This window comes from Providencia sp. PROV175, assembly GCF_032707045.1.
GTDB classification, from domain to species: Bacteria; Pseudomonadota; Gammaproteobacteria; order Enterobacterales; family Enterobacteriaceae; genus Providencia; species Providencia hangzhouensis.
In genome coordinates, this window is the sequence record NZ_CP120533.1 from 2,334,235 (window position 1) to 2,359,818 (window position 25,584).

Here is a 25,584-nt window from a genome sequence, read left to right on the forward strand (position 1 = left end):
GATTGCCACATCAGTAAAATATATAAAAAAACAATTAAGATTAACTACAATTAACAACGCTCAAGATAATTTCACTATTAAAATATAAACCATCAAATCGATATTATACACAATCATTTTAAGATTATATTATGTTTACTTGTAATTATATTATATGCATGTAATTATTTGGATTCATTTCTACTTTCTACGAAGGCCATATATGAACAATTTCGAATTTTATAACCCCACTCGTATCATGTTTGGTGAAGGTAAAATCAGTGAACTTGACCGAGTTGTCCCTAAAAATGCTAAGGTTCTTATTTTATTTGGCGGTGAAAGTGCAAGAAAAACAGGAACCTTAAATGAAGTTGAGCAAGCTTTAGGATCTCGAACATTCGATCATTTTGGTGGAATTGAGGCCAATCCTCGCTATGAAACATTGATAAAAGCTGTCGATAAAATTGAAAAAGAAGGTTTCGATTTCTTGCTGGCGGTGGGTGGTGGCTCCGTCATTGATGGTGTTAAATTTATCGCAGCCGCGGTAAATTACCCAGGCGATAAATGGGAGGTGGTCACAAATAGAGGCTCGACTATAAAAACTGCGCTGCCCTTCGGTACAGTGTTAACATTACCTGCTACTGGTTCCGAAATGAACAAGGGTTCTGTAATTACTCGTGAAGAACTGCATTCTAAACTTGCTTTTATGAGCGACCATGTATTTCCTCAATTCTCTATTCTTGACCCAGTAAAAACCTATACTTTACCGACTCGCCAAATAAGTAATGGTGTTGTTGACGCTTTCGTTCATGTTATTGAACAATATTTGACTTACCCAGTGAATGCTTACGTACAAGATGCATTCGCAGAAGGCTTATTGAAAACATTAATAGAGATTGGACCTAAAGCGCTTGAGACTCCAAAAGATTATGATATTAGAGCCAATTTAATGTGGACAGCCACCTTGGCTTTAAATGGTTTAATTGGTGTTGGGGTACCACAAGACTGGTCTACTCACATGTTAGGCCATGAAATCACTGTGCTGTATGGTTTGGATCATGCACAAACACTCGCTATTGTTCTACCATCCATGCTGACGGAAAAATTAGCCCAAAAACAGGCCAAATTAGTGCAATATGCAGAACGAGTTTGGGGAATTACGTCAGGTCCTGACCAAGAGAAAGCATTAAAAGCCATTGAGTTAACTCGAGAGTTTTTTGAAAAAATGCAAGTGGGCACTCGTTTTAGTGACTACCAATTGACCCAAGAAATTATTGAACCATTAGTTAATAGTTTAGCTGCACATAATATGGTGAAATTAGGTGAGCACCAAGATATTAGCTTAGATATTAGTCGTCGAGTTTATACGGCCGCTTTATAATCTCCACCTCTCTCGAAAAGGTGCATACATGCACCTTTTTCTTTTTTATCACCCAAAGTCCTTTTCCTTATAACTCATTTAAATTTATCGGTTATTATAACAGCATATAACGTTTAATTGGCTAGATTGTATTTCATATTGCCAGATTTTTAATTGAGAATGGCACATTAGCATCAGCAAAATATTGTTTTCAATTTTGAGCATTAATCACCATATCTCACCACTGTAAATTTAGGTATTTTATAGCTTACAGATAGTCCGAAACAAATATATAACAACAATTAATAAGTTAGGTTGTGAGCCATGTTATCTAGATTTAATATATCAAACAGTGCATTACTTGCATCGTCTCTGCTCTTAACGATTGGGCGTGGTGCAACATTGCCCTTCATGGCTATTTACCTAACCCGTGAATATGAAATGGCTATTGATATTGTCGGTGTTGCAATGTCAATGGCTATGGTGGTTGGTGTTTTATTTAGTATGGGCTTTGGTATGTTAGCAGACCGCGTTGATAAAAAACGCTGTATGCTATTCGCAGTTATCGCCTTTATTTGTGGGTTTATTGCGATACCTATCGTGAATAATGCTATTTTAGTCATTATTTTCTTTTCGTTAATAAATTGCTCTTATTCCGTATTCTCAACGGTACTAAAAGCCTATTTTGCAGATACCCTTACGGTTGCATTAAAAGCAAAAATATTTTCCTTAAATTATACCTTCATTAATATAGGCTGGACTATTGGTCCTCCCATTGGCACCTGGTTATTAATGTATAGTATTAGCTTACCATTCTATTTAGCTGCAATTTCAGCCGCTTTTCCAATCTTTTTTATACAACGGTTTGTACAGAGCATAAAACCGATACCATTAGAAGAAGGCCAGACCCGCAAATGGAACCCTGTCTCTATGCTACGAGACCAAGTGCTGGCATGGTTTATTTTATCAACTTTCTTAGGTTCATTAGTTTTTGGAACTTTTACCACTTGGATATCCCAATATGCCATCACCGTTGCTAACAGTGATTTTGCCCAAGTGGTTATCGGTGTTATTTTGCCCGTAAATGCTATTGTCGTAGTGACGTTACAATATACAGTCGGCAAACGTATCACTCCAGATAACTTAAGAAAATTGATGACATTAGGTAGTCTATTTTTTATTTTAGGGTTGGCAACCTTTATGTATGCCCATGAAAACTTATACCTATGGGCTCTTGGCGCCTTTATTTTCACTTTAGGTGAGTTAATCTACGCCCCTGGCGAATACATGTTAATTGATAGTATTGCTCCAGACGGAATGAAGGCCAGTTATTTTTCGGCTCAATCTTTAGGGCTACTTGGCGGTGCATTTAATCCGATGTTAACAGGAGTTGTATTAACTGAACTTCCCCCCTATTTTATTTTCATTATTCTTATGTTTATTACATTTTTAGCCTGGCTATCAATGCTAAATGGAATGCGTCTAAGAAAAAAACAATTATTAGTTACCCAATAGCATTTTTTTTCCACTGAAAAACATTTTCGGTGGAGAAAAATGACCAATCTACTGCCTTTTTATTCTCTGTCTTATCGGTAAAACTAAACAAATAGCTGAACTCAATAATACAATAGTCATGATTATAGAAACCTTAAGATAATTTTTCGAAATGAGTAAAGAAAATATTGGTAATGCAGATAATAAAATCAAGTTGTTAACACTCTCGGATATAGACAAGACAAAACCTTTATTCTCTGCACTTTGCCTTGCTAACATTGCGGTGCTTATCGGAGAGGCCAATCCTAACATCCCACCAATAGCAGTTAAGCATAATCCATGACCAATTAACGAAAGCCATCCACTAAGAAATAAGATAATCGTTACTATGATTATTAAAATAATGACCACGAGTTTTGTATTATTTGATACTTTAATTTTTTCAATTTTTGCAACTAAGCCATTACCAAATAATAATCCCATCCCAAATAATCCCATTAAGCTACCAACCTCCGCACTTTCTAAGTGGGATCGTTGCCTTAATATTTCACCTGCAAGCAAGAATATACAAACTGATACCCCATTCCATAAACCTTTCGCTAATATGAGTCTGGTAATACCTACATGTTTAATCACTTTAAAAGATAATTTTTTTCCGACAGTTTTTTGAGAGTGCGGCAGTGTAAATAGCCCTATAATGAATACGACTAAGCACCCTATCGCGGTATAAATAAAAGGGGCGTACCAAGCAAAATACTGGACTAATATCCCTGCAATGATTGGCCCCGTAATAATACCGACAGTCATTCCCACCATAATACTCCCCATTGCTGTAGCTTGTTTACTTTCACTAATTACATCAGCAATAAGTGCGAAGATAACGGGAACAAGTGCAGCAGAAGCCAATCCTCCGAAGCCCCTTAAAACAAGTGCAGTCAATAGATTAGGTGAAAAAATAATGACTAAACTATCGAGTGATAATAGCAAAAGAGCCATAAGCACAATTTTTCGTCTATCAATTCTATCTGATAAAAAACCAATAATAGGAGCTGCCAAGGTATAGGCCAACGCATAAGCCGATACCAACCACGTAATTTGGTCAGCTTGAACATGAAATACCGTTGCTAACGGCGATAAAATAGCCGACAACATAAATTCTGCGGTACCAACAAGGTATACCGCTACTGCCGACAAAAGCAGTAAGTAATGAGTAGAAGTCATAGTTTTCTCGTTTTGATATATATTGCATTATCCAATCAGTGCTTATGATTGGTATCGATATGGTTTTATTTAAAAAAAATTAGGGGAGTTTTTTGGCAGTGAGTAGCTAGTTGTAAGTAACGTTTAAATACTGGAAGTATTGAGATGATTAATTAAGGTAACAAACTGAAAGATAAGAGCGAATAGAGGTCTATTAAATCTTAAACTTTAATTAAATTCAAGAGATTCCTGCAAAGTTAAATATATATTAACAAATATTCCATCTTCTTAAATTTAGCAAAAATAATTACTATCTGATTTCCTTGTTCCTATGCATTTAATACGTAATATTACCCATTCAAATACACTAATTCCTGCGATTAATCGACTATTAGCCATTTCTATGTCAAAAAAAACTCTCATTATCTATTTTATAATGTACAAACAATAACATGATAGTTGCTTCCATATTTGGTTATTAAATCAATAGAATAGTTTATTTAATAATCACATTAAAGCATGTTTAGGCTAACGGAAGGTATATAAACATGAATATTATCACTCGGCTTAAATTCGTTTCATTTCTACAATTTTTTATCTGGGGACCATGGCTAGTTACTTTTGCATCTTACCTATTCAATACATTACATTTCAAAGGCGGTGAAATCGGCTTAATTTTTAGTACATTAGGTATCTCAGCCTTATGCTCACCGATTATCATCGGATTTATTGCAGATAAAATTGATAACAGAAAACTTGTATACACTACATCACATATCATTTCTGCTGTATTTCTAATCGTAATGGCTCATAGTGATTCAATAACCCTACTATTTATTGTGACATTAGTTCATCTAATGTTTTATATGCCGACTATTTCTGTTTGTAATAGTATTGTTTTTGAAATGTTGAGCGCTGAAAAGCTCGATTCTGATGTTTATTTTCCTAAAATACGCGTTTACGGTACCTTAGGCTTTATTGTCGCTATGTGGACAATTAGCTTATTAAAATTGGAAATGAGTTTTTATCAATTATATATTGGTGCTATTGCATCGATTGTACTCAGTATTTTTTCTATTTTCTTTATTTCAACACAGAGCTGTAAAATTGAGAGAAAAGAAGAAAAACCCAGTTTTAGTTGTCAAAATATTATTTTTCTCTTTAAAAAAGGACGAGTTGCAGTATTTCTATTCTTTGCCATGTTATTAGGCTCTGTTTTACAAATTACCAATACCTTTGGTGTTCCCTTTTTACAAGATATGGCATTAATGCCTGAAGCTAGAGGCTCGGTTTTTTCTGAATATCCCACAATCTTTTTATCAATATCGCAATTTTCAGAAATTATATTTATTTTGCTTTTACCGCTATTACTCAAAAAATTCAAAATTGAAGCTATCCTATTTATGAGTATGATCGCGTGGATTTTACGATTAGGTTTATTTGCTTACGGTGATTTCACTGTGATTGGTACTATCGCTTTATTTTTATCCATGGTTGTATACGGCTGTGCATTTGATTTCTTTAATATCGCGGGAGCACTATTCTTAGAAAAAGAAATTGCCCCCGAATTTCGTTCAACAGCACAAGGTGTATTCACCACATTAGTGAACGGTTTTGGCACATTTTTAGGCGCTGTATTATGTGGATGGGTTATCGAACTTAATACGGTCAATGGTGTGGTGGATTGGAAAACTTTCTGGATGATATTTACCGGCTACACTGCGAGTTTTACACTTCTCTATGTCATTTACTTGTTCTATCCTAAAAATAGTCAACCGAAAACTGCCATTCAATGACTCGTATTCCCCTTATTCATGAGCCATATATACAGAATAAGGGGGTTATATTATTTCAAATGTGTGATTTTGAAATAGTCATATTAGGGTTACTCTTCATTTTTAGTGCAATTTAATTATTATCTGCCTTATACTTCGCCTCTTTTAGCAATAACGCTTGTTTTCGGTCAATACCCCAACGGTAACCAGAAAGATCACCATTACTCCTAACAACACGGTGGCACGGTATTGCTACCGCTAACATATTTGCACCACAGGCATTAGCTACCGCTCTGACTGCACTAGGCTGGCCAATTTTTTCTGCAATATCACTGTAACTCTTTGTTTCCCCAACTGGGATATTACGTAAAGCTTGCCAGACGCGTTGTTGAAATGCAGTACCTTGAATGTCTAATGGTAAATTTAAACCAATTTCAGGCGCCTCAATAAAACCCACCACTTGAGCGACTAGTTGTTCAAAGTCGTCATTTCCTCCAATGAGCTCTGCGTTCGGGAATTTATCCTGTAAATTATTCAATAACTGCTCAGGGTCATCCCCTAACAAAATGGCGCAAACCCCTATCGGACTTTGTGCAACTAATAATGTTCCCAACGAGCAAACCGCAAGAGCAAAATAAATTTTACTGCCTCTTCCTCCTGATTTCCATTCACTCGGCGTCATGCCTAGTCGTTGAGATGAGGCTTCATAAAAGCGACTATTTGATTGATAACCTGCATCATAAATAGCATCCGTAATTCGTTTTTTTTCTTGAAGCTGTTGCTGCAATGTTTTATGGCGAAATGCATCCGCATATGCCTTTGGTGTTAACCCTGTCTGTGCTTTAAATAAACGATGTAAATGATAGCGACTCATACCAATATAATCAGCTAACTCTGCCAAGCTCACCGTTTGTTCCTGCTGCTCAATATAACGACAAGCCTTTTCAATTTGTTCTTGATAAAATTGGGTTAATTGTGACGTTTCTGTCCGAAAGCGTTTTCCAGCACAGTAGCCTTGTCCAATAGCTTGCTGTTCATTATCGAAAAACTCAACATTATCTCTATTTGGTAAACGCCCCGCCGCAGATGGATGGCAATAAATAGCAGAGGTTCTTACACCGTAAACAAAATGACCATCTGCGGATTTATTCCTTTCAACCACCGCTTGCCACCTCTGTTCTGGCGTTTTCCACAAATTTTTAGTTATCATCATGTCGCCCTTCGCTGGTTAATTACATTAATTATGACAAACTTCAGTCCTAAAAAACTCCGAACATTGCTTTTTAATTCTAGCTTTATCCGTCCAGCACAATGCCATAATTACATGAATTCCAATGTGTTATTGCGTTTATAAAAAGTACTCAACAAAAATTGAACCGCATTAGTATTATTTGTTTTTCAGCTCTTTTTGTGCAATGCATTTTTTAAATCCTGTTAACGTCATTCCTGTATGCCGTTTAAAGTAACGGCATAAATAAGATGTATCTTCAAAATTTAATTCATCAGCAATTTGCTTAATGGATAAATTACCAATTTCTAATAATGCTTTTATTTCTAAAATAACTTGCCTATCTATTAATACTTTTGGTGGGTCATTAAAAAAATTTTGACTAATTTTGGACAAGTAGAATGGTGTAATAGACAATTGTTCAGCATAAAATTTCACTTCTTTATGCTGCTTACAGTGAGTTGTAATTAAGTCCCAAAAACGCCAACAAAGCTGCTCTTGGCGGCTTTTATTTTCTGGTTTTATAGAAATGTGTTGTGCATGATTACTGATTTCTAAAAATAAATTTTGTAAATGGTTTTTTAATTGTAATACCCCATATTTACCCCAATTAGACACTATAGCTAAAAGAATGTAGCTCCAGCTTTCAAACAGTGCAACTTTTTCTAATGGAATTGAAATAACAGGAAAATCATAAAAAAAAGCAAATAATTGATTTGGTAATACATAGGCAATTTCTGTTGCTAGATTTTTATCAATCAACCAATATTCCAAACGAAATTTACGTGATTTGGCTTGCAGCATTGCAAAAGAATCATCGTATAAAATGATAATATCGTTTTTGCGTATCAGATGCCGTTTGAAATTAATATTGAAGACTCCATATCCTTGCTTGCATACACAAACCGCCACATAAGATGTTTTAATCGGTTTAAATTGCATCTCTTCCATATTACTTTCACCAATCCGTATGGCTTCAGGTAAATCAATTTGATAATTTTTTAAATGCTGCATGATTGTTGTGTTTTGATTTGCTTCATATAACGCATATCATAACAAAAAAGTTGTCATAAGTACCCATAATGTACAAGTTATGCCCTTATTTTATTTCCATAAATACCTAAAATAGCTTTCAAGTTAGGAGATGCCATAATGAGGAGATGATAAAATGGTACTTACAACAAATAGGTTAGTATTGCGTCCTTGGCAAGAAACAGATGCCGCTGATTTATATTTCTATGCAAAAGATGAAAGAATTGGCCCAATCGCAGGTTGGCCTGCACACAAAAGCGAAGAAGAGAGTCTTTCTATCATCAAGAATATTTTTATGCGTGATGAAATTTACGCTGTAACGTTAAAAAATGAGAACCAAGCTATTGGCTTGATTGGTTTATCATTCAGCCATGAAAGTAATTTTTCTATTGGTGAAAATGATGCAGAAGTTAGCTATTGGATAGGTGTACCGTTCTGGGGAAAAGGCCTTATACCAGAGTCAATTGACGCCATCATGCACCATGCATTCACTAATTTGAAATTAGATAATTTATGGTGTGGTTACTTTCAAGGTAACGAACAATCTAAAATTGCCCAAGAAAAATGCGGCTTCAAATACTATGCAACTCTTGAACCACAATTTATTGAATTAATTGGTGAAACTAAGACAGAAGATATTAGTAAAATAACGGCTAAAGAGTGGCAAGCTCGACAGTAATATTTGATTCTACCTATACATATGGCCAACATTTATCTGTTTGGCCTTTTTCTTATTAATTTATTGTCACAACCCATTTCAAACTACATAAAATTATTCTACCGTGTTCCTATTAATGCTATGATTTTTCAATAATTATAAAATTCATATTTTCTCTCAGATCACAGGTAAACACATGCAGGACTATGGTATTTGGACCGTTATCACTCCCATTGTGACTATAATATTGGCGATATTAACTCGCCAAGTCATGCTTTCATTAATGTTAGGAATACTCGTTGGTTTTACTGTCATTCATGACCACAACGTATTATTAGGTGTTCAAGGTACCGTTGATGGTATTATTGATACGTTTTCATCTGCAGGGAATACGCGAACAATTGTCTTTATGGTTATGATCGGTGGGATCATGAGGCTTGTTGTGGTTACCGGTGGTGTTCGTGCGTTAGTTCAGTTACTTACCAATAAGACAAAATTAATTAAAAACCGTAAATCTACCCAGTTGCTTGCTATTATCATTACTTCTCTTATTTTTATTGAAAGCTCAATTAACCAATTAGTCGCCGGCGCCTCAACTAAAAATCTAGCACGGCAATATGGTGTTGCCCCTGAAAAAATGTCCTATATTATCCAAACAGCGTGTGTTTCTGTTTGTTCCTCCGCCATCATCAATGGTTGGGGAGCGGTAATAATGGGGTTAATTGGGGTACAAATATCCCAAGGACTGATTCAAGGCGAGCCTTTTGATATTTTAATTACGTCGATTGGCTACAATTTAATGGCATGGCTATCCATTATAACTATCCTATTCTATGTATTTACTAACATTTCATGGGGTCCCATGAAAAAAGCAGAAGATACATACCGACAAAATTTTATTGCTGGGAATATTTCTCAATTACAAAGCCAAGAGAACGAAGACGAGATTATTGATCACCCTAATGCTCATTCTTCATTAAACTTCTTTATACCTATTTTATCTACGGTATTAATGGTCCCTATCGCACTATACATCACAGGTGACGGTGACTTTAGCAAAGGAAGCGGTTCGACCTCCGTATATTGGGGAGTCATGTTTGGTACCGTGGTATCTTTCTGTTGGTTTATCGGTCGACGGCTACTAAATATTGATGCGTTCTTTAAAGAGTTATTTATCGGCTACGCCAATATGCTAAAAATTAGCTCCATTATGATTTTAGCATTCTTAATGGGTAATGTTTCTGCTGAGTTAAACACAGGCGCTTATATTGCTGAAGTCACTCAAGGCGTTATGGCTCCAGGTTTTTCTATTGGTTTTATCTTTATAATTAGCGCCATTATGTCTTTAGCAACAGGTACCTCTTGGGGAACTTTCGCAATAATGATCCCTATCGGAGTTCAATTAGGTTTATCTGTAGGAATGCCTGTGGAATATATGATTGGTGCAGCAATTTCTGGCTCAATATTTGGCGATATGACCTCCCCAATTTCTGCGGATGCTATTGTTGCTTCAATGGCGACAGACTGCGAACATATTGAGCATATTCGTACTCAAATGCCTTATGCGTTAGTAACTGCCAGTATTGTTCTTGCTATTTACCTTTACCTTGGTTTTTCTTATTAATTATTGGGAGTTTAGATGTCTATCCAACAACAACTAACACAGTACGCAAAAATAGATTTACTTAACTCGTCGACTCCACTTAATCGATTGAATAATTTATCGCATAAGTTTGGTCGTGAGATTTATATAAAACGTGATGATATGACTCCCCTTGCTATGGGGGGAAATAAACTGCGTAAACTAGAATTTTTAATGGCTGATGCATTAGCCAAAAAAGCAAAAATTATTGTTACCGCGGGGGCAATTCAATCAAACCATGTCCGCCAAACTGCAGCTGTTGCTGCCATGTATGGGCTTGAATGCGTTGCGTTATTAGAAAATCCAATTAAAAGTGATAACCCTAACTTTCTGCATAATGGTAATAAATTATTAACTGACTTATTTTCCACCCGTTGTGTGATGTGTGATGAATTAACCGACCCACAATCCCAAATGGAAGCGCTAATTAAAACACTTTCTCTTAAAGATGCCTATATTGTCCCTGTGGGTGGGTCAAATACATTAGGTGCTTTAGGCTATGTCCAATGCGCTATTGAGATAGCTCAACAGAAGCCAGAACATATTGAATTTGATAAAATTATTGTTGCTTCAGGAAGTGCTGGAACCCATGCAGGGCTTGCTATTGGTTTACAGGAATTACTACCACAGAGCCAAGTAATTGGCGTGACAGTGTCACGAAAGCAACAAGACCAAGCCCCTAAAGTTGAAAAATTGCAATCCGAACTGGCTCAATGGTTGGGTCTAGCTAAAACACCTGAAGTACAATTATGGGATAACTTTTTTGCTCCCATGTATGGAATGCCAAACCAAAAAGGCCTCGCCGCAATCAACTTATTAGCGCGGCAAGAAGGTATTTTATTAGACCCAGTTTATACCGGTAAAGCCATGGCTGGGTTAATTGACTACTTGGAAAGATCTGAAGAAAAAACTCCCGTTCTGTTTATTCATACGGGTGGAGCCCAAGCATTATTTGCTTACTCAGATATTAGCCAAACAATTAAATAATCATCATCAGATAAAAGGGCTAAATAGTCCTTTTATCTTCTCTCTAATACCAAAAATGCTCTACTTTTCCTCTTCTATAACATTTATCAATTGATTGCTATACACTGATAAAGCACAGGAGAAAACATTTATGAACCAAGTTCCCCATATACTAAGAAAAGCAACGAAACACGACGCGTTATTGCTACATGAAATAGGTACGGAAAGTTATTTGCATCATTTTGCTACATTATGAAATAGCCAAAATGAACTTAACACATATTTAAATCAAGAATACAGCACAACTAAAATCACTGAGGACCTTAATCAACAGCATATTGATTGGTATATTATTGAAAATACGAGCCCAATCGGTTTAGTAAAACTAACCTATCACTCCTGTATACCTGAAACTAATTTAGTTGGTACTTTGTTAAATAAGCTTTACTTTTCTCCTAGCGCTACAGGTAAAGGTTATGGAAAAACCGTATTTAAATTTATTGAAGCGCTCGCAAAACAACAAGATGACTCTTTGCTATGGCTAAATGTTCTCGCAAGTAACACTCGAGCAATGGCATTTTATCAGTCAAACGGTATGCATATTCTAAAAGAAATGTTATTTACAAGCGAAACTCAGCAATCTCTTGAATATATTATGAGCAAAACACTTTAACTGAATATATTGTCACTATAGGATATTCATGAAAAATACAATTCTTATTACTGGTGCGACGGGCCAGGTTGGTCATTACCTTATCCAATCATTACAGAACAAAGGCTATCATGATATTGTTTTAGCGGTTAGAGATCCTGCTAAGTTGAAAAACACACCTTATCGAACTGTTGTTATGGATTATGATAAGCCAGATACTATTGAAACCGCTTTACAGGGTATAGATTCCGTTTTCATGATGACGGGCTATGCCATTGATATGCTTGTACAAAGTAAGATTTTCGTTGATATTGCAAAAAAATCGGCCGTGAAATATATCGTGCACTTAGGTGCCTGTGGGGACGATAGCGCTCAAGTGGCCCATTGGGCATGGCACCAGCTTATTGAACGCTATATTGAATGGTCAGGAATACAATTTACTCACCTTCGCCCCGAATCTTATATGCAAAACTTACTGGGTTATCAAGGGGATGAAAACTTACAAAAAGGAGTCTTGCGCTCTTATTTTGGCAATGCGGTACTCAGTTGGGTAGACTGTGCCGATGTTGCTGAACTAGCGGCTTATTGCTTACTTAATCCGCAACAACATGCAGACCAAATTTATCGTCTTGGTTATGAAAACAAAAACTACACACAAATAGCTGAATTATTAACAGAACAATTGGGGATCCCTTTCAGCTATCAGGCAGAAAATCCCAATCAGTTTTGGCAACATGCCGTTAAAAATAATTTAGAACTCGCTTATATGAAAAGTATCTATGACCATTATGTCGCTTTTACCAATGGGGAATTAGACCGTTCAGGAATAATTTTTGATAATTTTCAAACTATAACGGGTAAAGCGCCAACATCACTAAAAGAATTTATTTTAAAACATCAAGAAAAATTCAAATAAACTTAAAATAGGCCTCTAATTTGGCCTATTTTTATATTATTTTTTATTCGCAATAAGTATTCCCAAAAAATTAATATTCCGCCAATAAAGGTCACTGTACTGAGTTGCTCATTAAGAAATAGAGTTCCCACAATAACCGCACTCAGCGGATTTAGTGCAATAAATACCCCTGCACCCGCAGCCACTAATGGTGAACCCCCTTAGCCCACCAGTTAAGCGTAGTATTGCTTTTGCTGTTATTAACGAGAACCAAGCATCACCGGCAACAAAGGCATTTTTACAAATTACCAAAAAACTATATTCGTGATCAGTCAGTGCTATTCAGCAATTGGTAAGTGATCACGTATAAATATTGCTCGTTTGGGTAAATCTCTTTGATAAGTGCTTTCAACGTCTCTAGACTCATGGCTTCTTGCTTAGCGTGGTATTCAGAAATGTCATCATAAGAAATGGGCTCTACCGACAATATTTTAATATCAGTATAATATTTCCCTGTTTCTAACGCATATACCTTCACAATACTCCCAGGAACATAATCGCTCTCGCTTTTATCACGAATAGTGATAATTTTTTTACCGGAAACCACCAATGGAAGTAAACGCTCAAAAAAGGTTATCGTGTCTGGTGCGTTATTCATAATAATTCTCTTATTTTTATACAATCTCTTTTCTAGGAAGACCTATTTTCTTATAAATCCAATAAATTGCAATAAAATGGTTCTTTTTGTGCTTTCAATTATACGAACACTATAGCGATCATTCCGTTTTATATACAATCAGGCCATAAAAAGATTATCTACGTCTATAAACTGAGTACACATAATGGATAACAATGAAAATTTGTTCTATCAACAAGAATACTATTTTTGGTCTGCAATAAGTGCAAATACGGTGAAAATTAGCAACCAAACTAGTGCTTATTTTTCTGAGCTACCATTGCCTATATTTAATTATATTTACCTCCACCAAGGCGCACTCATTTCAGATTACGAGAAGGCCGAAGCGCTATTCAAACAACAAGCTAAGCCTTATGCACTGGTTGTTCATGACCAAATACTTTCACTATTTGAGTCAGAAATAATAACACGGAGATTAGTCTTTGATGGTGAATCAACCGCAATGATTTTGCCACAAGGGGCTCTGTCTCAATACAATTCACCACCACCGCTTAATACTGATTTTCAGATAATACAGAGTAATGATCGACTCGAAGATTGGGCTCAGCCGTTAATTACAGCATTCCCTGTCGATTCTGATACAGATGAAAGTGACTCAACTGTTACTGACGAGTATATTCGTTATCACCAAAGAGCACTTGATAAACAAACTAATATGGTGCATTTAGTCTTATTTGCTGATCAGCAACCAGTCTCAACCTTAACTATGACATTTAATAATGAAACAGCTCGACTTGATGATATTGGTACTGATATTCAATACCAAGGTAAAGGGCTCGCGACTTCACTTATTAAACATGCGCTATACCTTTGCCATCAACAAGGGATTAAACAGTGTGTATTGGAGTCATCCAGTGAAGGGTTATCTATCTACAAAAAACTGGGTTTTGAACCTATTTTTAATTACTACAGCTATATTTCGGAGTGATTTTATTGAATGCATCTTAATAATCAAGATGCATTTTACTTTACCTAAAAAAATAAGGTTTAATGTAATCACTAATCGCAAAACTACACCTAGTGACACAATCATGGGGATTAATATAATGATAACTCCCAGTATATTTATTTTGTCACCGTTTGGTACCAATGCTGAATATCTGTCACAATTTGTTCAGTGTGCAACTGCCCATCTTTATCTTTGAAATAATGGTCTAAATCTTCATAAGAACGGTAACTAACATGGGTATTACGAACTTGTTTCATCATATTATCTGTACCATGAGCATCCACGTTGGTATCCGCTATCGTTTGTATCACCAAATGTGGGGTTTTAACTGACTGGATAAGTTTTAAATTGTCAATGGTGAGCATCTCATACCACCATTTCGAGCCATGGCCGCTGACAAATTGGTCGTTATTTAATTGCTTTTGTTTTAGCGCTTCTGCAAATTGTTTAAAACCTTCCTTTGAGTTAGCAATTTCTTCTTTAGGTGTATTATTTTCAATACTATATAGAACATCATTAATGAAGTATTGGCCGCCAACATTCAATGCAACGGATGCGGTAATAAAGTTTTCTTGTGCAACAATTAAATTAGTTACCAGCGCACCTTCACTTCCGCCTAATAGCACTATGTGTTGGTAATCATTTTTTAATTGCTTTAATACTGCTACATAATTATTGGCGCGTTCTAATGGCGAGTCTTTCGACATGTAGTCAACAGGACATTCTTCTTCTGAAGCTTCTTCGCCATTAACCCCCACTTGGCTGTTTAATCCTGTTTTTTCAACTAATAAAATATCATTATGAGGAAATACAGCCCCGAAATTTTTCAACATATTGGGGTTATTAATGACGCTTTTACAATCTGAGCCTTGTAATAAAACTAATAAATCCTTTGATTTTTTGGCTTGTTTTTGGATTAAATAATAATTTATATCTTTGCCTGCAAAGTGCATAGTTTGCATACTCACAGGTAAATTCTGTGCAAATACACTTAATGGATAAATTGAAAACAACAAAGGCGTAATTTTTAGTTTCATTGCACACTCATCATGTTCTATAAGGACCTTTCGACGATATTATATTGAGTTTTTTATAACAAATAGCGCCTAAAATGCCCTCGTAAAACAAGATTAAATATAGATATACGGTTTAGACCTGTACAATTTTTTTATGGCGCTTGAGAAACAAGTATTAATGACTCGCTATGGGGGAGAATGCTATGCAATGGCAATGTTAGCAGCGGGTAAAATCGATATTTGTGTCGAATTCGCACTGGAACCTTATGATATTGTTCCATTAATCCCTATTATAGAACGTGCTATTGGCAAAGTGACTACATTAGATGGTTGCTGAGCTGAAATTGGTGGTACGGTTGTAGCAACAGGCTACCCAAACCTTCATGAACAAATTCTGGCTATCTTAATACAGGTAGTTAATTTTATCTTTTAAGAAGTATTATAAATGCAATCTACTCAACAAGTTAATAGTCATGTTTCCTTTATGCCTGCGAAAAAGGAACAAGTTTCTACTCGAATTATTTTTTTTATTGCCGGTTTTGTTACCGCGGCCTGGGCAGCCATTGTTCCTTATGTCAAACTTAACACAGGGGCAAATGATGCCACCCTTGGCATGCTACTATTATGTTTCGGTGGAGGGGCACTTATTGCTATGCCAGTAACTGGTGCATTAGCTGCCAAATTTGGTTGCCGCCGTTTAATGGTGTTTTCTACCATCGCCTTTAGTTTGTTATTCCCCATTTTATCCTCTTTATCGCAAATTAACTTTATTATCATTGCCTTATTATTATTTGGAATTTTCATTGGCTTAACAGATTGTGCGATGAATGTTCAAGCGGTGATTGTTGAAAAATCATCTGATAAGCCAATTATGTCCGGCTTTCATGGTTTTTATAGTGTCGGGGGGATAGCTGGTGCAGGTACCATGAGTTTGATCTTGTTACTTGGTGTTTCCGCGACAATGGCATCAATCATCGTTTCAGTTATTGCCGTAGTTTTATTAGCTATTTGCTATAACGGTTTAATCCCTTACGCTAACGCCCCAACAGGCCCTCTTATCGCTATACCGAAAGGCATTGTTTTGGTTATTGGGGTTGTTTGTTTTGCCGTTTTTCTTGCTGAAGGTGCAGTTCTTGACTGGGGAGCTGTATTTTTAATTGAACACCATGGATTAGAAGAAACTTTAGGCGGCTTAGGGTTTGCTGCTTTTGCCACAACTATGACGATTGGCCGATTACTGGGCGACAAAATTGTTATGCGAGTCGGTTCCTCTCGCGTCGTATTTTTAGGTGCTTTACTCGCTTGCCTCGGTTTTGTTATTGCTGTTTTATCTCCTCATCTTATATTTGCCATCATGGGTTTTGCATTAGTCGGTGCAGGTTCATCTAATATAGTACCGGTGATGTTTTCTGCTGTAGGGAAGCAAAAAACGATGCCAGAGGCTCTTGCCGTACCTGCAATTTCAACTTTAGGCTATTTAGGTATTTTGGCAGGACCTGCAGCTATTGGTTTTGTTGCTTTTCAACTGTCCCTGGCAACTGCATTATTATTAATTTCTGCATTATTAGTTATTATTGCTTTTGTGACTCGTTTTATCCGTGTGTGATTTTTTGAATCTCATAAGGCTGCCCTTGCAGGTTCAGGTAAAATACTCTGCGCTGAAGATTATATTGATGATAAACCTGAACACAACGCGTTAGCTATCGCACAAAACGCCCTTACAACAATTAAAAATTCATTTATAGGTAGTAACACGCTAAATCTTGAAAACGCTTTCACAGGAATGCGACCTATGCCTAAAGATGAGATGCCAATTGTCGGAAAAGTTGCTGATTTCGAAGGTTTATATATTATCAGTATGCACGCTGCGATCACGCTAGCGCCTTTGATATGCCAATTGGCTCAAGATGAAATCTTGCATGGGATAGAACAAGCCGCATTAGGCCCATATCGATTAACTCGTTTTGTATCAGGTAACTGACAAATGAATATTCCGTTGTACTATTTAAGACATTATCAATCGATTGAAAAAACATTTTGGACATCTATTTGTGAACATAGTATCCAGATTGCACAACACACAATTTGCTATTTAACGCCCCTTAATTCGCCAGCGTTTAACTTCATTTATTTGCAGCCTGACTCAACCAGTCACGCCTTTATGCAGGCTCACAACCTGTTTGTTTCACAGAAGAAAAACCATACCTTAGTGATCCCCGAAGAGATGCTCCAGCAGGTGGTAACTGAGGCTGAGTCATTAGGGTACAAACGTGACAGCGTCACGACTGCAATGGCACTGACCTTAGTAAAGCAAAATGAAGTTGAACTGCCTGATAACCAAGTCGATATCGTCTTAGCCAATCACGATTTGTCTTTGTGGGCAAAGCCACTGGTTTCTGCGTTTTACCTGTCTGAAGAGCACGATCAGGTTATTCAGGAATATGTGCGTTATCATGAGGATGCATTACAACAAGGCGCCCCGCAGTTTCACCTTGTGTTACTCGTTAATGGTGAACCAGCGACCTCCATGACGGTGACGATCGAAGGTACGTTAGCGCGTTTTGATGATATTGGTACCGAGCCAAGTCATCAAGGTAATGGTTATGCTTCACAACTTATTGATTATGCGTTAGCATTTTGCCGCCAACAAGGTGTAGAACACTGTTTCCTAGATGCATCTGAAGCGGGATTTGATTTGTATAAAAAATTTGGATTTGAACCTCTCTTTCGCTATATCAATTATGTTTGGTGCAAATAATTTATAACCATAATGTTATTTGTAGAACTATCTGAAGTGGGATCATTGTTCACACGATGGTTCCAAGCTCAGTCATTCCAGATTAATCATAATGACAAAATTATCTAATATTTACATATGAAAATTAATATTATTGGCACTAGTGGTAGCGGTAAAAGTACCCTTTGCCAACAACTTTCGCTGTTGTTAAACGTCCCTTCTATCGAATTGGATAGCTTATATTGGTTAGCGAATTGGCAAGGTTCTTCGGATGATGCGCTTAACCAGAAACTCACCGCTGCATTAGATAAAGCGGTATCTGGATGGGTTCTTGATGGAAACTATACGCGAACCCAACCCATTAAATGGAAAGAGGTTGATATGGTGGTATGGCTGGATTACTCCTTACCAAGAACGCTTTATCAGTCGATTACGCGCACATTGTCGCGCATTCGTTCAGGACAAGAGTTGTGGGCAAATACAGGTAATAAAGAACGTTGGAAAAATGCTTTTTTCAGCCGTGATTCGATAATTCTGTGGCTATTAAAGACTTACTATCCAAATAAGAAAAGAAATCTAAGTCATATGGCAAATATCAACTTACGCCATATTCAGTTTGTTCGACTCACCTCACCAAAAGAAACAAACTTATTTTTACAACAAATGAAAGCTCAAGTTCAGGGTAAATAAACATCTCGGTAGCCATAAAAACTACCGAGATAGTATTTTTTCAGCAATTAAAGCTCATCACATGCCGTTTTCAACATCGCAGTTTGTTGGAATTTTTCAATTCCTAACTCAATCAAGCGGCTGATTAATTGCGGGTATGTCATACCCGCTTGTTGCCACAATTTGGGGTACATACTGATGTTCGTAAAGCCAGGCAATGTGTTGATTTCATTGATGACCACGTCGTTGTTTTCCGTTAAAAAAACATCCACACGGGACATTCCACTGCAATTTAATGCGCGATACGCGGATAAGGCAATCTCGCGTATTTTATCACTCACCGCAGCATCTAACTGTGCAGGAGCCACGACAGAGGCGCCATTTTCATCAATATACTTAGTGTGGTACGCATAGAAACTATCGTGTAATACGATTTCACCACAAGGGCTGGCAAGAGGTTCTTCATTACCCAGTACGGCGCATTCAATCTCACGCCCTTTTACTGCACTTTCAATAAGGACTTTCATATCAAATAAGAAAGCAAAGTCCAGTGCTGCGTAAAATTCTGATTCAGTGCTGACTTTACTGATCCCGACAGATGAACCTTGATTTGCTGGTTTAATAAAAAGTGGTAAACCTAATTGCGCCACGGTCGCTTCATATTCAGTTGTTGCGCGCTCATTTTTGAGCACTGTTATAAACGGAGCAATATTTAAGCCTGCATCTCTAAGTAATCTTTTGGTAACGTCTTTATCCATACAGGCAGAGGAACCTAAAACCCCCGGACCGACAAATGGTAAATTCGCCATGCGCAATAAACCTTGTAACGAGCCGTCTTCACCTAAGTTACCGTGAACAATAGGGAAAATAACATCGATTTGTGGCAATGGCTTAGCATCTTCTAACGAAATAAACTGTTCGCTTGTTTTACCTGGAACAAGTGCGATAGCTCGCTTAGGCGTATTCAACGCAATACGAGAGGGGTCATCACCATGCAATAAAAAATCAGATTCGTTATATTCATGCCATTGCCCTTCTTTATTAATCCCTAAAAGGCATACATCAAATTTATTGCGATCTAACCCATTGATAATATTTTTAGCAGACTGTAGTGAAACTTCATGTTCTGTTGATCGGCCACCAAAAATAACACCGACTCGTATTTTGCTCATTATTTGCTCCGACATAAAACACCAAACCTAGCCGAGAAATATAGCACGCAAAGAAAAGGTTATGGCATAAATTATTTATTTTTCATTAAGATTAGCTGGCTTTATGACCAAACCTTCTTTTTTTGATAGCTAATTATCTTTTATCTATCAGAGTTTCAATACTGATATTCACCTGTTCAATTAGCCACTGCGTAAAAATAGCCGCTGCACTGCCTTGCTCTACAGGTTTAGATGACAATAAATAATATGCTGAATTATCTTCAATAAAGTCATATGGCGCGGTTAATTGTTTCGATTTTACTTCATCTGCAACCATCAAAAATGACGCAAGCGCCGCCCCTTGCCCAGCCAAAGCCGCTTGTATACACAAATAAAAGTGTTCATATGTAATAGTTTTATTATTTTGAAGCGCTATTTCTTTTATATTTTGCCAAGTTTCCCATGCAGTTGGCCTAGATAGAGTTGACAGTAGCGTTATATGACTAAAGTTTTCTTTAAAATCAAGTTCAGGCCGAACCACGACGCCCATACATTCTGAGCACACTTTCACCGCGCAAAGGTTGTCATTCCATTTGAAATCATTACGCCTCAATGCTAAATCAACATTCGTTTTTGTGAAATCGATAACACCACCTGCCGCCACTAAATGCACTGTAATATGGGGATATTGTTGATAAAAATGTGTAAGCCGAGGAATTAACCACTTCATTGCGATTGTAGGTTCACAAGACAAACTAACAACATCAGGAAAGGTATTGTTTTTTATCTTTTCAACCCCCTCCTTAAGCTGTTCAAATATTGCACTAGTTGTTTGTAACAATATTCGTCCATTAGCCGTTAAAAAAACAGCACGGTTCCTTCGTTCGAATAGCTCAACACCAAGGTATTCTTCTAATAAACGAATTTGTCGGCTAATCGCACTATGAGTCACATTCAGCTCTTGAGCCGCTTGCACAAAGCTACCTGCTTTCGCAGCAGTGTCAAAAAAACGTAATGATGTTAACGGTGGTAGTTTCATATATAGGTAATAAAAACTGACAGATTTATGTCAGGATAAATCGCTTTTTAGTTTTATTCAATCTATTGATAATAAAAGCAATAAATGAACAAACAGTTTCAGAATAAATCTGTTTTTAGTCTGTTTTTATTACCTTTTAGGAAATTAATATGAATGAAATTATTGCAGTTGCAACTATTACCATTTTAGCCGTCATTAGTCCGGGGCCAGACTTTGCTATGGTAACTCGTAATAGTTATACCTATGGCATTAAAACAGGCTTACTGTGTGCGCTAGGTATTGCTATTGGTGTGCAGGTTCATGTGTTTTATACCATTTTTGGCATCACTTTGGTCATTATGAGTTCACCCGCATTATTCTTAATCGTTAAACTTATTGGGGTGTTTTACTTGGTATACATCGGATTTAAATCATTGACCAATAAAGTAAAAATATCCTCAGATAAAGCAGTATCAAAGCCATTATCGGCCCTAAACGCGTTTAAAAATGGTTTTCTGACAAATGCATTAAACCCAAAAACCATGTTTTTTGTGGTTTCTGTGTATAGCCAAGTTATCAGTACACAGAACTCAATTTGGCTAAATTTGAGTTATGGCCTATTTATTTCTTTCACTCATTGGCTTTGGTTTAGTCTAATTGCTATTTTCTTTGCAACGCCGGCAGTCAGAAACAAAATTCTTAACTACCAATTTATTATGGACCGAACGATTGGAATCCTACTGATTTTATTGGGATTATCTCTACTATTCTTTAATATAAACTAACCCCACATTCACATTCATGGTAGTTATTTACCCTGCAACCGATAATATTCATTGACCACTTTCGCCAACTCAACAACATCGGTTGGAATATTAAGTTTGGCGAGTTGGTCAAATGGCACCCATTCAAATGGGGCAAAAGGCGGTTGTGATGAGGGCAATAACTCACATAAGTAAATCATATCAATATGCCAATGGTTCCCTTTCTTTTTATCCGCAATAAATTCTTTCAAGATAGCGATGGGCAACGGTAATACTTGTGTATGGGATGAATCCTGCACTTGCGATACAAAGGGGAAACCGCAACTGACCACTTGGCACTCTAATCCAGTTTCTTCAAGAACCTCTCGGAAAACAGCATGTTGTGGTTCTTCGTTTGCTTCAATATGGCCACCTGGCGGTAACCAAAAACCAAGTTTTTGATGTTCGTGTAATAAAAACTCACCATGCTCATTACGGATCATTGCTGTTGCCGTAAAATGTTTAACTTCCTCTCTCATCTCACCACATCCTTTTTTTATTTTGTTATTCTTACATTGAGTTTCTGGTGGTGAACCTAACACCTTGTTGCCTTCCAGTCACGGTAACCATTTCAACTTACATGAGGCATTCAAAGCGCAGTCAGCGGAAAGAAATTATCATATGCTTAGCTGATGGCGATTGATTATTAACTCGGGGTGGTTAAATTGAAAAAAGAATTTGATTTTTATAAGCAACAAGCTATGAACTTTTAGAATGGGAAAAAATAAAAACCCATGAGATTTGTTATTGTTCATCATAAAGATGCGCAATAAATTGAACAAATTAGAGGAATAGCCAGCACATAGACCGGCTATTTCTGATAAAACCATTAAGCTGTTAGTGCCAGTTTTGCTCCAAACATCAAGAATACAGTACCAATACAGCTATTAGAGAACTTCGAAAGCTTTTTATTATGTTTAACCATATTCGTTACGGCAACAGCACCAAAAATCAGCAGTGATAAATAAATCATGCTACAAATTTCTAAAATTAGGCCAAGTATGAAAAATGGCACACCTGCACTTGGGTAAGCTGGGTCAATAAATTGGATAAAAAATGAAACATAGAAAATAATCATCTTAGGATTTAGTAAACTTAAAAAAACGGCTTTTTTATAGGTGCCCTTGGTTTCTAAGATAATTGAATCAACATCACCTGTATTTTCTTTCTTATGCAATACGCTATACAGGGTTTTAATCCCTAAATAAAATAAATAAGCCGCTCCTGCGTATTTTATAACACTAAAAAAGATAGGTGATGTTTTTACTAAAGATGCAACGCCTAAAAATGATAGAAAAATGAGCACAGCATCTCCTGTAAAGACACCTAATGCGGCTTTATAACCATTTTTCACACCATATTTTGCACTGCTAGTTAAAACAAATAAAGAATTAGGGCCTGGTACCAATGTAATAAAAATAACACCGATAAGATAAGTCCATAAGTTTGTAATACCGAGATTTTCAAGCATAGGAAACCCGCTAACTCAATAAAAGTTATAACAAAAAATTCACATCATTTATTTATGACTATATGATACAGGCTTTACATTACTTATAAAAGATATCACCACATAATAATGTCAATATAAAATATAAATCCAAATAATATTGAAACGCTAGATAAACAACAATGAATGAAGATCAAAAAACAGAATAATAACCCAAAACAAGAACCTTAGTTAGAAGCTAACTATAAATAGCCAATCAAGTAGTTGCAAATGCTAGAATAGATAATTAAATTAGCATTTAATTTTACAGAATAAATAAAAGTAGTAGTAGTGATTTGATTAAGGTTTCGCGTTATAACATAAAAGTTCGTGCTATTTAAAAGTAAAATTGGATCAAGCCAGTATAAAACTAAAATAGCCCATTACTAATATTTCATCTCTTTAAAATTAATCAAGTTATATAAGTGTTCAAAATTACAATAAGGTTAGCTTAAATGGTGTCACAACAAAGTAATCAATGGCAAAAAGCAATAATGGCAGGCGCTGTTCATACCGCTCCTCTTAATCTTGCTGTTATTCCTTGGGGAGTTTTAGCAGGTTCAATGGCGGTCGAAACTGGTCTCGATTTCTGGCAAAGCGTAGCGATGTCCGCGATGGTATTTGCAGGTGCGGCACAATTAGTCACTCTTGGGTTGCTTAACTCGGGTGCTGGCTATATCACGATTGTTATTTCTGTTTTTTTTATCACTTCCCAGCATTTACTTTATGGACTGACATTACGCCCCCAAGTTAAAGACTTTACAACTCCTCAGCGCCTTAGTATCGGTTTCTTATTAACAGATGAATTATTTGCGATTAGCGCTGCTAAACGTCAGAGTTTAAGCTTTCCTTATTTGTTTGGTGCGGGGTTTAGTTTTTATCTCGTTTGGTTAATTACTAGTCTTTGTGGGATTGCAATGGCCAATATTGTAGGCGATTTGAGCCGCTTACATCTCGACTTTTCTGTCGTGGCAACTTTGCTTGCAATCGTCGTTCCATTAACAAAAAAAATAAGTACGTTGTGTGGCGTGATCTTTTCACTCGTCGTCGCTATCGTACTTTCAATGTACTCCTTCAGTAGTGCTATTGTTATCGCAGGTGTGGGTGGGATGTTTGTTTCGGTAGCCGTTTCACGTTTATTGAAGGAGGAAAAATGATTTGGCTTTTAATTATTACCTTAACAGCGGTTGTTTTTACTCTACGTTATATTTTTCTAATACCACAGTTGCCAATACGCCTTCCTCTTGTGGTTCGTCAAGCACTAGGGTATTCAGCACCTTGTTTATTAACCGCAATTTGTGCCCCTGTTATCCTATTAGAAAACCATGAATTGCGATCCTTCCCTGATAATCCTTATTTATGGGGGGCGCTATTCTGTGTCATCGTGGCTTCTGTATTAAAAAACATGCTGCTAACTGTCGGCCTTACCTTAGTATTTTTCTATTCTCTTATTTATTTTATCGGTTAACTTATTATTTAAGATAAAGCATCGTTCAGCGCTTTGCTTTATCTTGGTTAATCCCTCATAATATATCCCTCTCAAAATACATTCCTTTTCAATTTCACCCTGTCATTGATTGTCATAGTGAATACTTTATTGGCCTTACTCAATAAATAGCCAATTAACCTTTATAGATAATGGATAATACAATACCATGCTTAATAATTATGTTTTACGCAGCGTTCGCTATATGTTGGACTTAAGCGACGCCCAAATGGTTAAAATCGTAAAACTCGCAGATTTGGCTGTCACAAAAGAAGAAATGGTGGCTTGGTTAAAAAAAGATAATGAACCTGAATATGTTGAATGTAACGATAATGTAATGGGTCATTTTCTAAATGGCTTAATCTATCACCGCCGTGGTAAAGATGAAAACCACCCCGCTCCCGAAGTCGATAGCCGACTTAATAACAATATTATGCTCAAAAAATTACGCGTGGCTTTTGAATTAAAAGATACGGATATGATTGAAATTTATCAGCTTGTTGATTTTCGTGTATCCAAGCCTGAGCTTAACGCAGTTTTCCGTAAACCTGGGCATAAAAACTATCGCGAATGTGGAGACCAATTACTGCGTTACTTCCTAAAAGGCCTGACAATTCGCCTACGTGGTGATAAATAACCGTTATTTTTGTTTGTTTTTTATTCATTAATTTTGCATTCTCCTGACATT

26 protein-coding genes and 2 pseudogenes are annotated in these 25,584 nt (G+C 36.6%); 18 read left to right on the forward strand and 10 right to left on the reverse strand.

Going from position 1 to position 25,584, the window contains the following annotated elements; translation table 11 throughout:
- Positions 1 to 202 precede the first annotated feature (202 nt).
- Together P3L44_RS10340 and ydeE are read left to right on the forward strand one after the other, a co-directional pair.
- Entirely contained in the window at positions 203 to 1,360 is a 1,158-nt protein-coding gene (locus P3L44_RS10340) for an iron-containing alcohol dehydrogenase (protein ID WP_272662387.1), read from the forward strand.
- 303 nt (positions 1,361 to 1,663) lie between these two features.
- Positions 1,664 to 2,854, forward strand: a complete 1,191-nt coding sequence (gene ydeE, locus P3L44_RS10345) for an efflux MFS transporter YdeE (protein ID WP_140172487.1) — start codon at positions 1,664 to 1,666, stop codon at positions 2,852 to 2,854.
- 48 nt (positions 2,855 to 2,902) lie between these two features.
- On the opposite strand, the gene P3L44_RS10350 is transcribed toward ydeE, so the two are convergent.
- Positions 2,903 to 4,054, reverse strand: a complete 1,152-nt coding sequence (locus tag P3L44_RS10350; protein ID WP_140172486.1) for an MFS transporter — start codon at positions 4,052 to 4,054, stop codon at positions 2,903 to 2,905.
- A gap of 527 nt (positions 4,055 to 4,581) precedes the next feature.
- Here P3L44_RS10350 and P3L44_RS10355 point away from each other — a divergent pair.
- The gene (locus P3L44_RS10355) at positions 4,582 to 5,829 is read left to right on the forward strand and encodes an MFS transporter (RefSeq protein WP_272662388.1); all 1,248 of its coding nucleotides are present in this window, start codon (positions 4,582 to 4,584) and stop codon (positions 5,827 to 5,829) included.
- Positions 5,830 to 5,941: 112 nt separating this feature from the next.
- On the opposite strand, the gene ada is transcribed toward P3L44_RS10355, so the two are convergent.
- Positions 5,942 to 7,018, reverse strand: a complete 1,077-nt coding sequence (gene ada / locus P3L44_RS10360) for a bifunctional DNA-binding transcriptional regulator/O6-methylguanine-DNA methyltransferase Ada (protein WP_200129123.1) — start codon at positions 7,016 to 7,018, stop codon at positions 5,942 to 5,944.
- Positions 7,019 to 7,195: 177 nt separating this feature from the next.
- The gene (locus P3L44_RS10365; protein WP_272662389.1) at positions 7,196 to 8,050 is read right to left on the reverse strand and encodes a helix-turn-helix domain-containing protein; all 855 of its coding nucleotides are present in this window, start codon (positions 8,048 to 8,050) and stop codon (positions 7,196 to 7,198) included.
- Between the two features lie 154 nt (positions 8,051 to 8,204).
- Here P3L44_RS10365 and P3L44_RS10370 point away from each other — a divergent pair, with 154 nt between their 5' ends.
- The 5 genes and pseudogenes from P3L44_RS10370 to P3L44_RS10390 all read left to right on the forward strand — a co-directional run bounded on the left by P3L44_RS10370 (position 8,205) and on the right by P3L44_RS10390 (position 12,902).
- A complete protein-coding gene (locus tag P3L44_RS10370) occupies positions 8,205 to 8,747 on the forward strand; it encodes a GNAT family N-acetyltransferase (protein WP_140172483.1) in 543 nt (180 codons plus the stop codon).
- Between the two features lie 175 nt (positions 8,748 to 8,922).
- Positions 8,923 to 10,350 carry a Na+/H+ antiporter NhaC family protein gene (locus P3L44_RS10375; RefSeq protein WP_140172482.1) on the forward strand — a complete coding sequence of 476 codons (1,428 nt, stop codon included), beginning with the start codon at positions 8,923 to 8,925 and terminating at the stop codon, positions 10,348 to 10,350.
- Between the two features lie 15 nt (positions 10,351 to 10,365).
- On the forward strand, positions 10,366 to 11,355 hold the full coding sequence (locus P3L44_RS10380; RefSeq protein WP_140172481.1) for a D-cysteine desulfhydrase: 990 nt from the start codon (positions 10,366 to 10,368) through the stop codon (positions 11,353 to 11,355).
- Between the two features lie 259 nt (positions 11,356 to 11,614).
- A pseudogene (locus tag P3L44_RS10385) lies at positions 11,615 to 12,007 on the forward strand (GNAT family N-acetyltransferase); the annotation flags it as partial.
- Positions 12,008 to 12,035: 28 nt separating this feature from the next.
- On the forward strand, positions 12,036 to 12,902 hold the full coding sequence (locus tag P3L44_RS10390; protein WP_272662391.1) for an SDR family oxidoreductase: 867 nt from the start codon (positions 12,036 to 12,038) through the stop codon (positions 12,900 to 12,902).
- Between the two features lie 2 nt (positions 12,903 to 12,904).
- Here the strand turns inward: P3L44_RS10390 and P3L44_RS10395 are convergent, their stop codons facing one another.
- A complete protein-coding gene (locus P3L44_RS10395) occupies positions 12,905 to 13,087 on the reverse strand; it encodes a hypothetical protein (protein ID WP_094960585.1) in 183 nt (60 codons plus the stop codon).
- A 122-nt stretch (positions 13,088 to 13,209) separates the two neighbouring features.
- Positions 13,210 to 13,539, reverse strand: a complete 330-nt coding sequence (gene yqfB, locus P3L44_RS10400; protein ID WP_140172480.1) for a N(4)-acetylcytidine aminohydrolase — start codon at positions 13,537 to 13,539, stop codon at positions 13,210 to 13,212.
- Between the two features lie 184 nt (positions 13,540 to 13,723).
- Here yqfB and P3L44_RS10405 point away from each other — a divergent pair, with 184 nt between their 5' ends.
- The gene (locus P3L44_RS10405) at positions 13,724 to 14,506 is read left to right on the forward strand and encodes a GNAT family N-acetyltransferase (protein ID WP_140172479.1); all 783 of its coding nucleotides are present in this window, start codon (positions 13,724 to 13,726) and stop codon (positions 14,504 to 14,506) included.
- 137 nt (positions 14,507 to 14,643) lie between these two features.
- Here the strand turns inward: P3L44_RS10405 and P3L44_RS10410 are convergent, their stop codons facing one another.
- Positions 14,644 to 15,564, reverse strand: a complete 921-nt coding sequence (locus tag P3L44_RS10410) for an alpha/beta hydrolase family protein (protein WP_272662392.1) — start codon at positions 15,562 to 15,564, stop codon at positions 14,644 to 14,646.
- Positions 15,565 to 15,709: 145 nt separating this feature from the next.
- Here P3L44_RS10410 and P3L44_RS10415 point away from each other — a divergent pair.
- The 5 genes and pseudogenes from P3L44_RS10415 to P3L44_RS10435 form a co-directional block, all read left to right on the forward strand.
- Positions 15,710 to 15,976: pseudogene (locus P3L44_RS10415) on the forward strand (inositol monophosphatase family protein); the annotation flags it as partial.
- A gap of 12 nt (positions 15,977 to 15,988) precedes the next feature.
- A complete protein-coding gene (locus tag P3L44_RS10420; protein WP_272662393.1) occupies positions 15,989 to 17,149 on the forward strand; it encodes an MFS transporter in 1,161 nt (386 codons plus the stop codon).
- A gap of 186 nt (positions 17,150 to 17,335) precedes the next feature.
- Complete coding sequence (locus P3L44_RS10425) at positions 17,336 to 17,524, forward strand: FAD-binding oxidoreductase (protein WP_109912282.1); 189 nt, start codon at positions 17,336 to 17,338, stop codon at positions 17,522 to 17,524.
- Between the two features lie 3 nt (positions 17,525 to 17,527).
- Positions 17,528 to 18,301: a GNAT family N-acetyltransferase gene (locus P3L44_RS10430; protein ID WP_112307091.1), complete on the forward strand. Its 774-nt coding sequence runs from the start codon at positions 17,528 to 17,530 to the stop codon at positions 18,299 to 18,301.
- Positions 18,302 to 18,418: 117 nt separating this feature from the next.
- A complete protein-coding gene (locus tag P3L44_RS10435) occupies positions 18,419 to 18,970 on the forward strand; it encodes a hypothetical protein (RefSeq protein ID WP_004254476.1) in 552 nt (183 codons plus the stop codon).
- A gap of 47 nt (positions 18,971 to 19,017) precedes the next feature.
- Here the strand turns inward: P3L44_RS10435 and ddlA are convergent, their stop codons facing one another.
- Both ddlA and P3L44_RS10445 read right to left on the reverse strand, forming a co-directional pair.
- Entirely contained in the window at positions 19,018 to 20,121 is a 1,104-nt protein-coding gene (ddlA, locus tag P3L44_RS10440; RefSeq protein WP_036957745.1) for a D-alanine--D-alanine ligase, read from the reverse strand.
- A 133-nt stretch (positions 20,122 to 20,254) separates the two neighbouring features.
- Positions 20,255 to 21,139 carry a LysR substrate-binding domain-containing protein gene (locus tag P3L44_RS10445; RefSeq protein ID WP_140172476.1) on the reverse strand — a complete coding sequence of 295 codons (885 nt, stop codon included), beginning with the start codon at positions 21,137 to 21,139 and terminating at the stop codon, positions 20,255 to 20,257.
- 149 nt (positions 21,140 to 21,288) lie between these two features.
- Between P3L44_RS10445 and P3L44_RS10450 the strand changes: the two genes are divergently transcribed.
- On the forward strand, positions 21,289 to 21,903 hold the full coding sequence (locus tag P3L44_RS10450; protein WP_004254484.1) for a LysE family translocator: 615 nt from the start codon (positions 21,289 to 21,291) through the stop codon (positions 21,901 to 21,903).
- A 23-nt stretch (positions 21,904 to 21,926) separates the two neighbouring features.
- Here the strand turns inward: P3L44_RS10450 and P3L44_RS10455 are convergent, their stop codons facing one another.
- Both P3L44_RS10455 and leuE read right to left on the reverse strand, forming a co-directional pair.
- Complete coding sequence (locus P3L44_RS10455; RefSeq protein WP_096863737.1) at positions 21,927 to 22,400, reverse strand: NUDIX hydrolase; 474 nt, start codon at positions 22,398 to 22,400, stop codon at positions 21,927 to 21,929.
- A gap of 350 nt (positions 22,401 to 22,750) precedes the next feature.
- Entirely contained in the window at positions 22,751 to 23,392 is a 642-nt protein-coding gene (gene leuE, locus P3L44_RS10460) for a leucine efflux protein LeuE (RefSeq protein WP_272662394.1), read from the reverse strand.
- A gap of 473 nt (positions 23,393 to 23,865) precedes the next feature.
- Here leuE and P3L44_RS10465 point away from each other — a divergent pair, with 473 nt between their 5' ends.
- The 3 genes from P3L44_RS10465 (at position 23,866) to P3L44_RS10475 (ending at position 25,533) form a co-directional block, all read left to right on the forward strand.
- Positions 23,866 to 24,567: an AzlC family ABC transporter permease gene (locus tag P3L44_RS10465; protein ID WP_272662395.1), complete on the forward strand. Its 702-nt coding sequence runs from the start codon at positions 23,866 to 23,868 to the stop codon at positions 24,565 to 24,567.
- The gene (locus P3L44_RS10470) at positions 24,564 to 24,878 is read left to right on the forward strand and encodes an AzlD domain-containing protein (RefSeq protein ID WP_004254498.1); all 315 of its coding nucleotides are present in this window, start codon (positions 24,564 to 24,566) and stop codon (positions 24,876 to 24,878) included. Before P3L44_RS10465 ends, P3L44_RS10470 begins: the two co-directional genes overlap by 4 nt.
- Before the next feature lie 187 nt (positions 24,879 to 25,065).
- The gene (locus P3L44_RS10475; protein WP_036957750.1) at positions 25,066 to 25,533 is read left to right on the forward strand and encodes a DUF1456 family protein; all 468 of its coding nucleotides are present in this window, start codon (positions 25,066 to 25,068) and stop codon (positions 25,531 to 25,533) included.
- Positions 25,534 to 25,584: the final 51 nt, after the last annotated feature.

Coding starts and splice junctions, on each gene's coding strand:
- P3L44_RS10340 (WP_272662387.1), top strand. CDS start 203: ATGAACAATTTCGAATTTTATAACCCCACTCGTATCATGTTTGGTGAA.
- ydeE (WP_140172487.1), top strand. CDS start 1,664: ATGTTATCTAGATTTAATATATCAAACAGTGCATTACTTGCATCGTCT.
- P3L44_RS10350 (WP_140172486.1), bottom strand. CDS start 4,054: ATGACTTCTACTCATTACTTACTGCTTTTGTCGGCAGTAGCGGTATAC.
- P3L44_RS10355 (WP_272662388.1), top strand. CDS start 4,582: ATGAATATTATCACTCGGCTTAAATTCGTTTCATTTCTACAATTTTTT.
- ada (WP_200129123.1), bottom strand. CDS start 7,018: ATGATAACTAAAAATTTGTGGAAAACGCCAGAACAGAGGTGGCAAGCG.
- P3L44_RS10365 (WP_272662389.1), bottom strand. CDS start 8,050: ATGCAGCATTTAAAAAATTATCAAATTGATTTACCTGAAGCCATACGG.
- P3L44_RS10370 (WP_140172483.1), top strand. CDS start 8,205: ATGGTACTTACAACAAATAGGTTAGTATTGCGTCCTTGGCAAGAAACA.
- P3L44_RS10375 (WP_140172482.1), top strand. CDS start 8,923: ATGCAGGACTATGGTATTTGGACCGTTATCACTCCCATTGTGACTATA.
- P3L44_RS10380 (WP_140172481.1), top strand. CDS start 10,366: ATGTCTATCCAACAACAACTAACACAGTACGCAAAAATAGATTTACTT.
- P3L44_RS10390 (WP_272662391.1), top strand. CDS start 12,036: ATGAAAAATACAATTCTTATTACTGGTGCGACGGGCCAGGTTGGTCAT.
- yqfB (WP_140172480.1), bottom strand. CDS start 13,539: ATGAATAACGCACCAGACACGATAACCTTTTTTGAGCGTTTACTTCCA.
- P3L44_RS10405 (WP_140172479.1), top strand. CDS start 13,724: ATGGATAACAATGAAAATTTGTTCTATCAACAAGAATACTATTTTTGG.
- P3L44_RS10410 (WP_272662392.1), bottom strand. CDS start 15,564: ATGAAACTAAAAATTACGCCTTTGTTGTTTTCAATTTATCCATTAAGT.
- P3L44_RS10420 (WP_272662393.1), top strand. CDS start 15,989: ATGCAATCTACTCAACAAGTTAATAGTCATGTTTCCTTTATGCCTGCG.
- P3L44_RS10425 (WP_109912282.1), top strand. CDS start 17,336: ATGCCTAAAGATGAGATGCCAATTGTCGGAAAAGTTGCTGATTTCGAA.
- P3L44_RS10430 (WP_112307091.1), top strand. CDS start 17,528: ATGAATATTCCGTTGTACTATTTAAGACATTATCAATCGATTGAAAAA.
- P3L44_RS10435 (WP_004254476.1), top strand. CDS start 18,419: ATGAAAATTAATATTATTGGCACTAGTGGTAGCGGTAAAAGTACCCTT.
- ddlA (WP_036957745.1), bottom strand. CDS start 20,121: ATGAGCAAAATACGAGTCGGTGTTATTTTTGGTGGCCGATCAACAGAA.
- P3L44_RS10445 (WP_140172476.1), bottom strand. CDS start 21,139: ATGAAACTACCACCGTTAACATCATTACGTTTTTTTGACACTGCTGCG.
- P3L44_RS10450 (WP_004254484.1), top strand. CDS start 21,289: ATGAATGAAATTATTGCAGTTGCAACTATTACCATTTTAGCCGTCATT.
- P3L44_RS10455 (WP_096863737.1), bottom strand. CDS start 22,400: ATGAGAGAGGAAGTTAAACATTTTACGGCAACAGCAATGATCCGTAAT.
- leuE (WP_272662394.1), bottom strand. CDS start 23,392: ATGCTTGAAAATCTCGGTATTACAAACTTATGGACTTATCTTATCGGT.
- P3L44_RS10465 (WP_272662395.1), top strand. CDS start 23,866: ATGGTGTCACAACAAAGTAATCAATGGCAAAAAGCAATAATGGCAGGC.
- P3L44_RS10470 (WP_004254498.1), top strand. CDS start 24,564: ATGATTTGGCTTTTAATTATTACCTTAACAGCGGTTGTTTTTACTCTA.
- P3L44_RS10475 (WP_036957750.1), top strand. CDS start 25,066: ATGCTTAATAATTATGTTTTACGCAGCGTTCGCTATATGTTGGACTTA.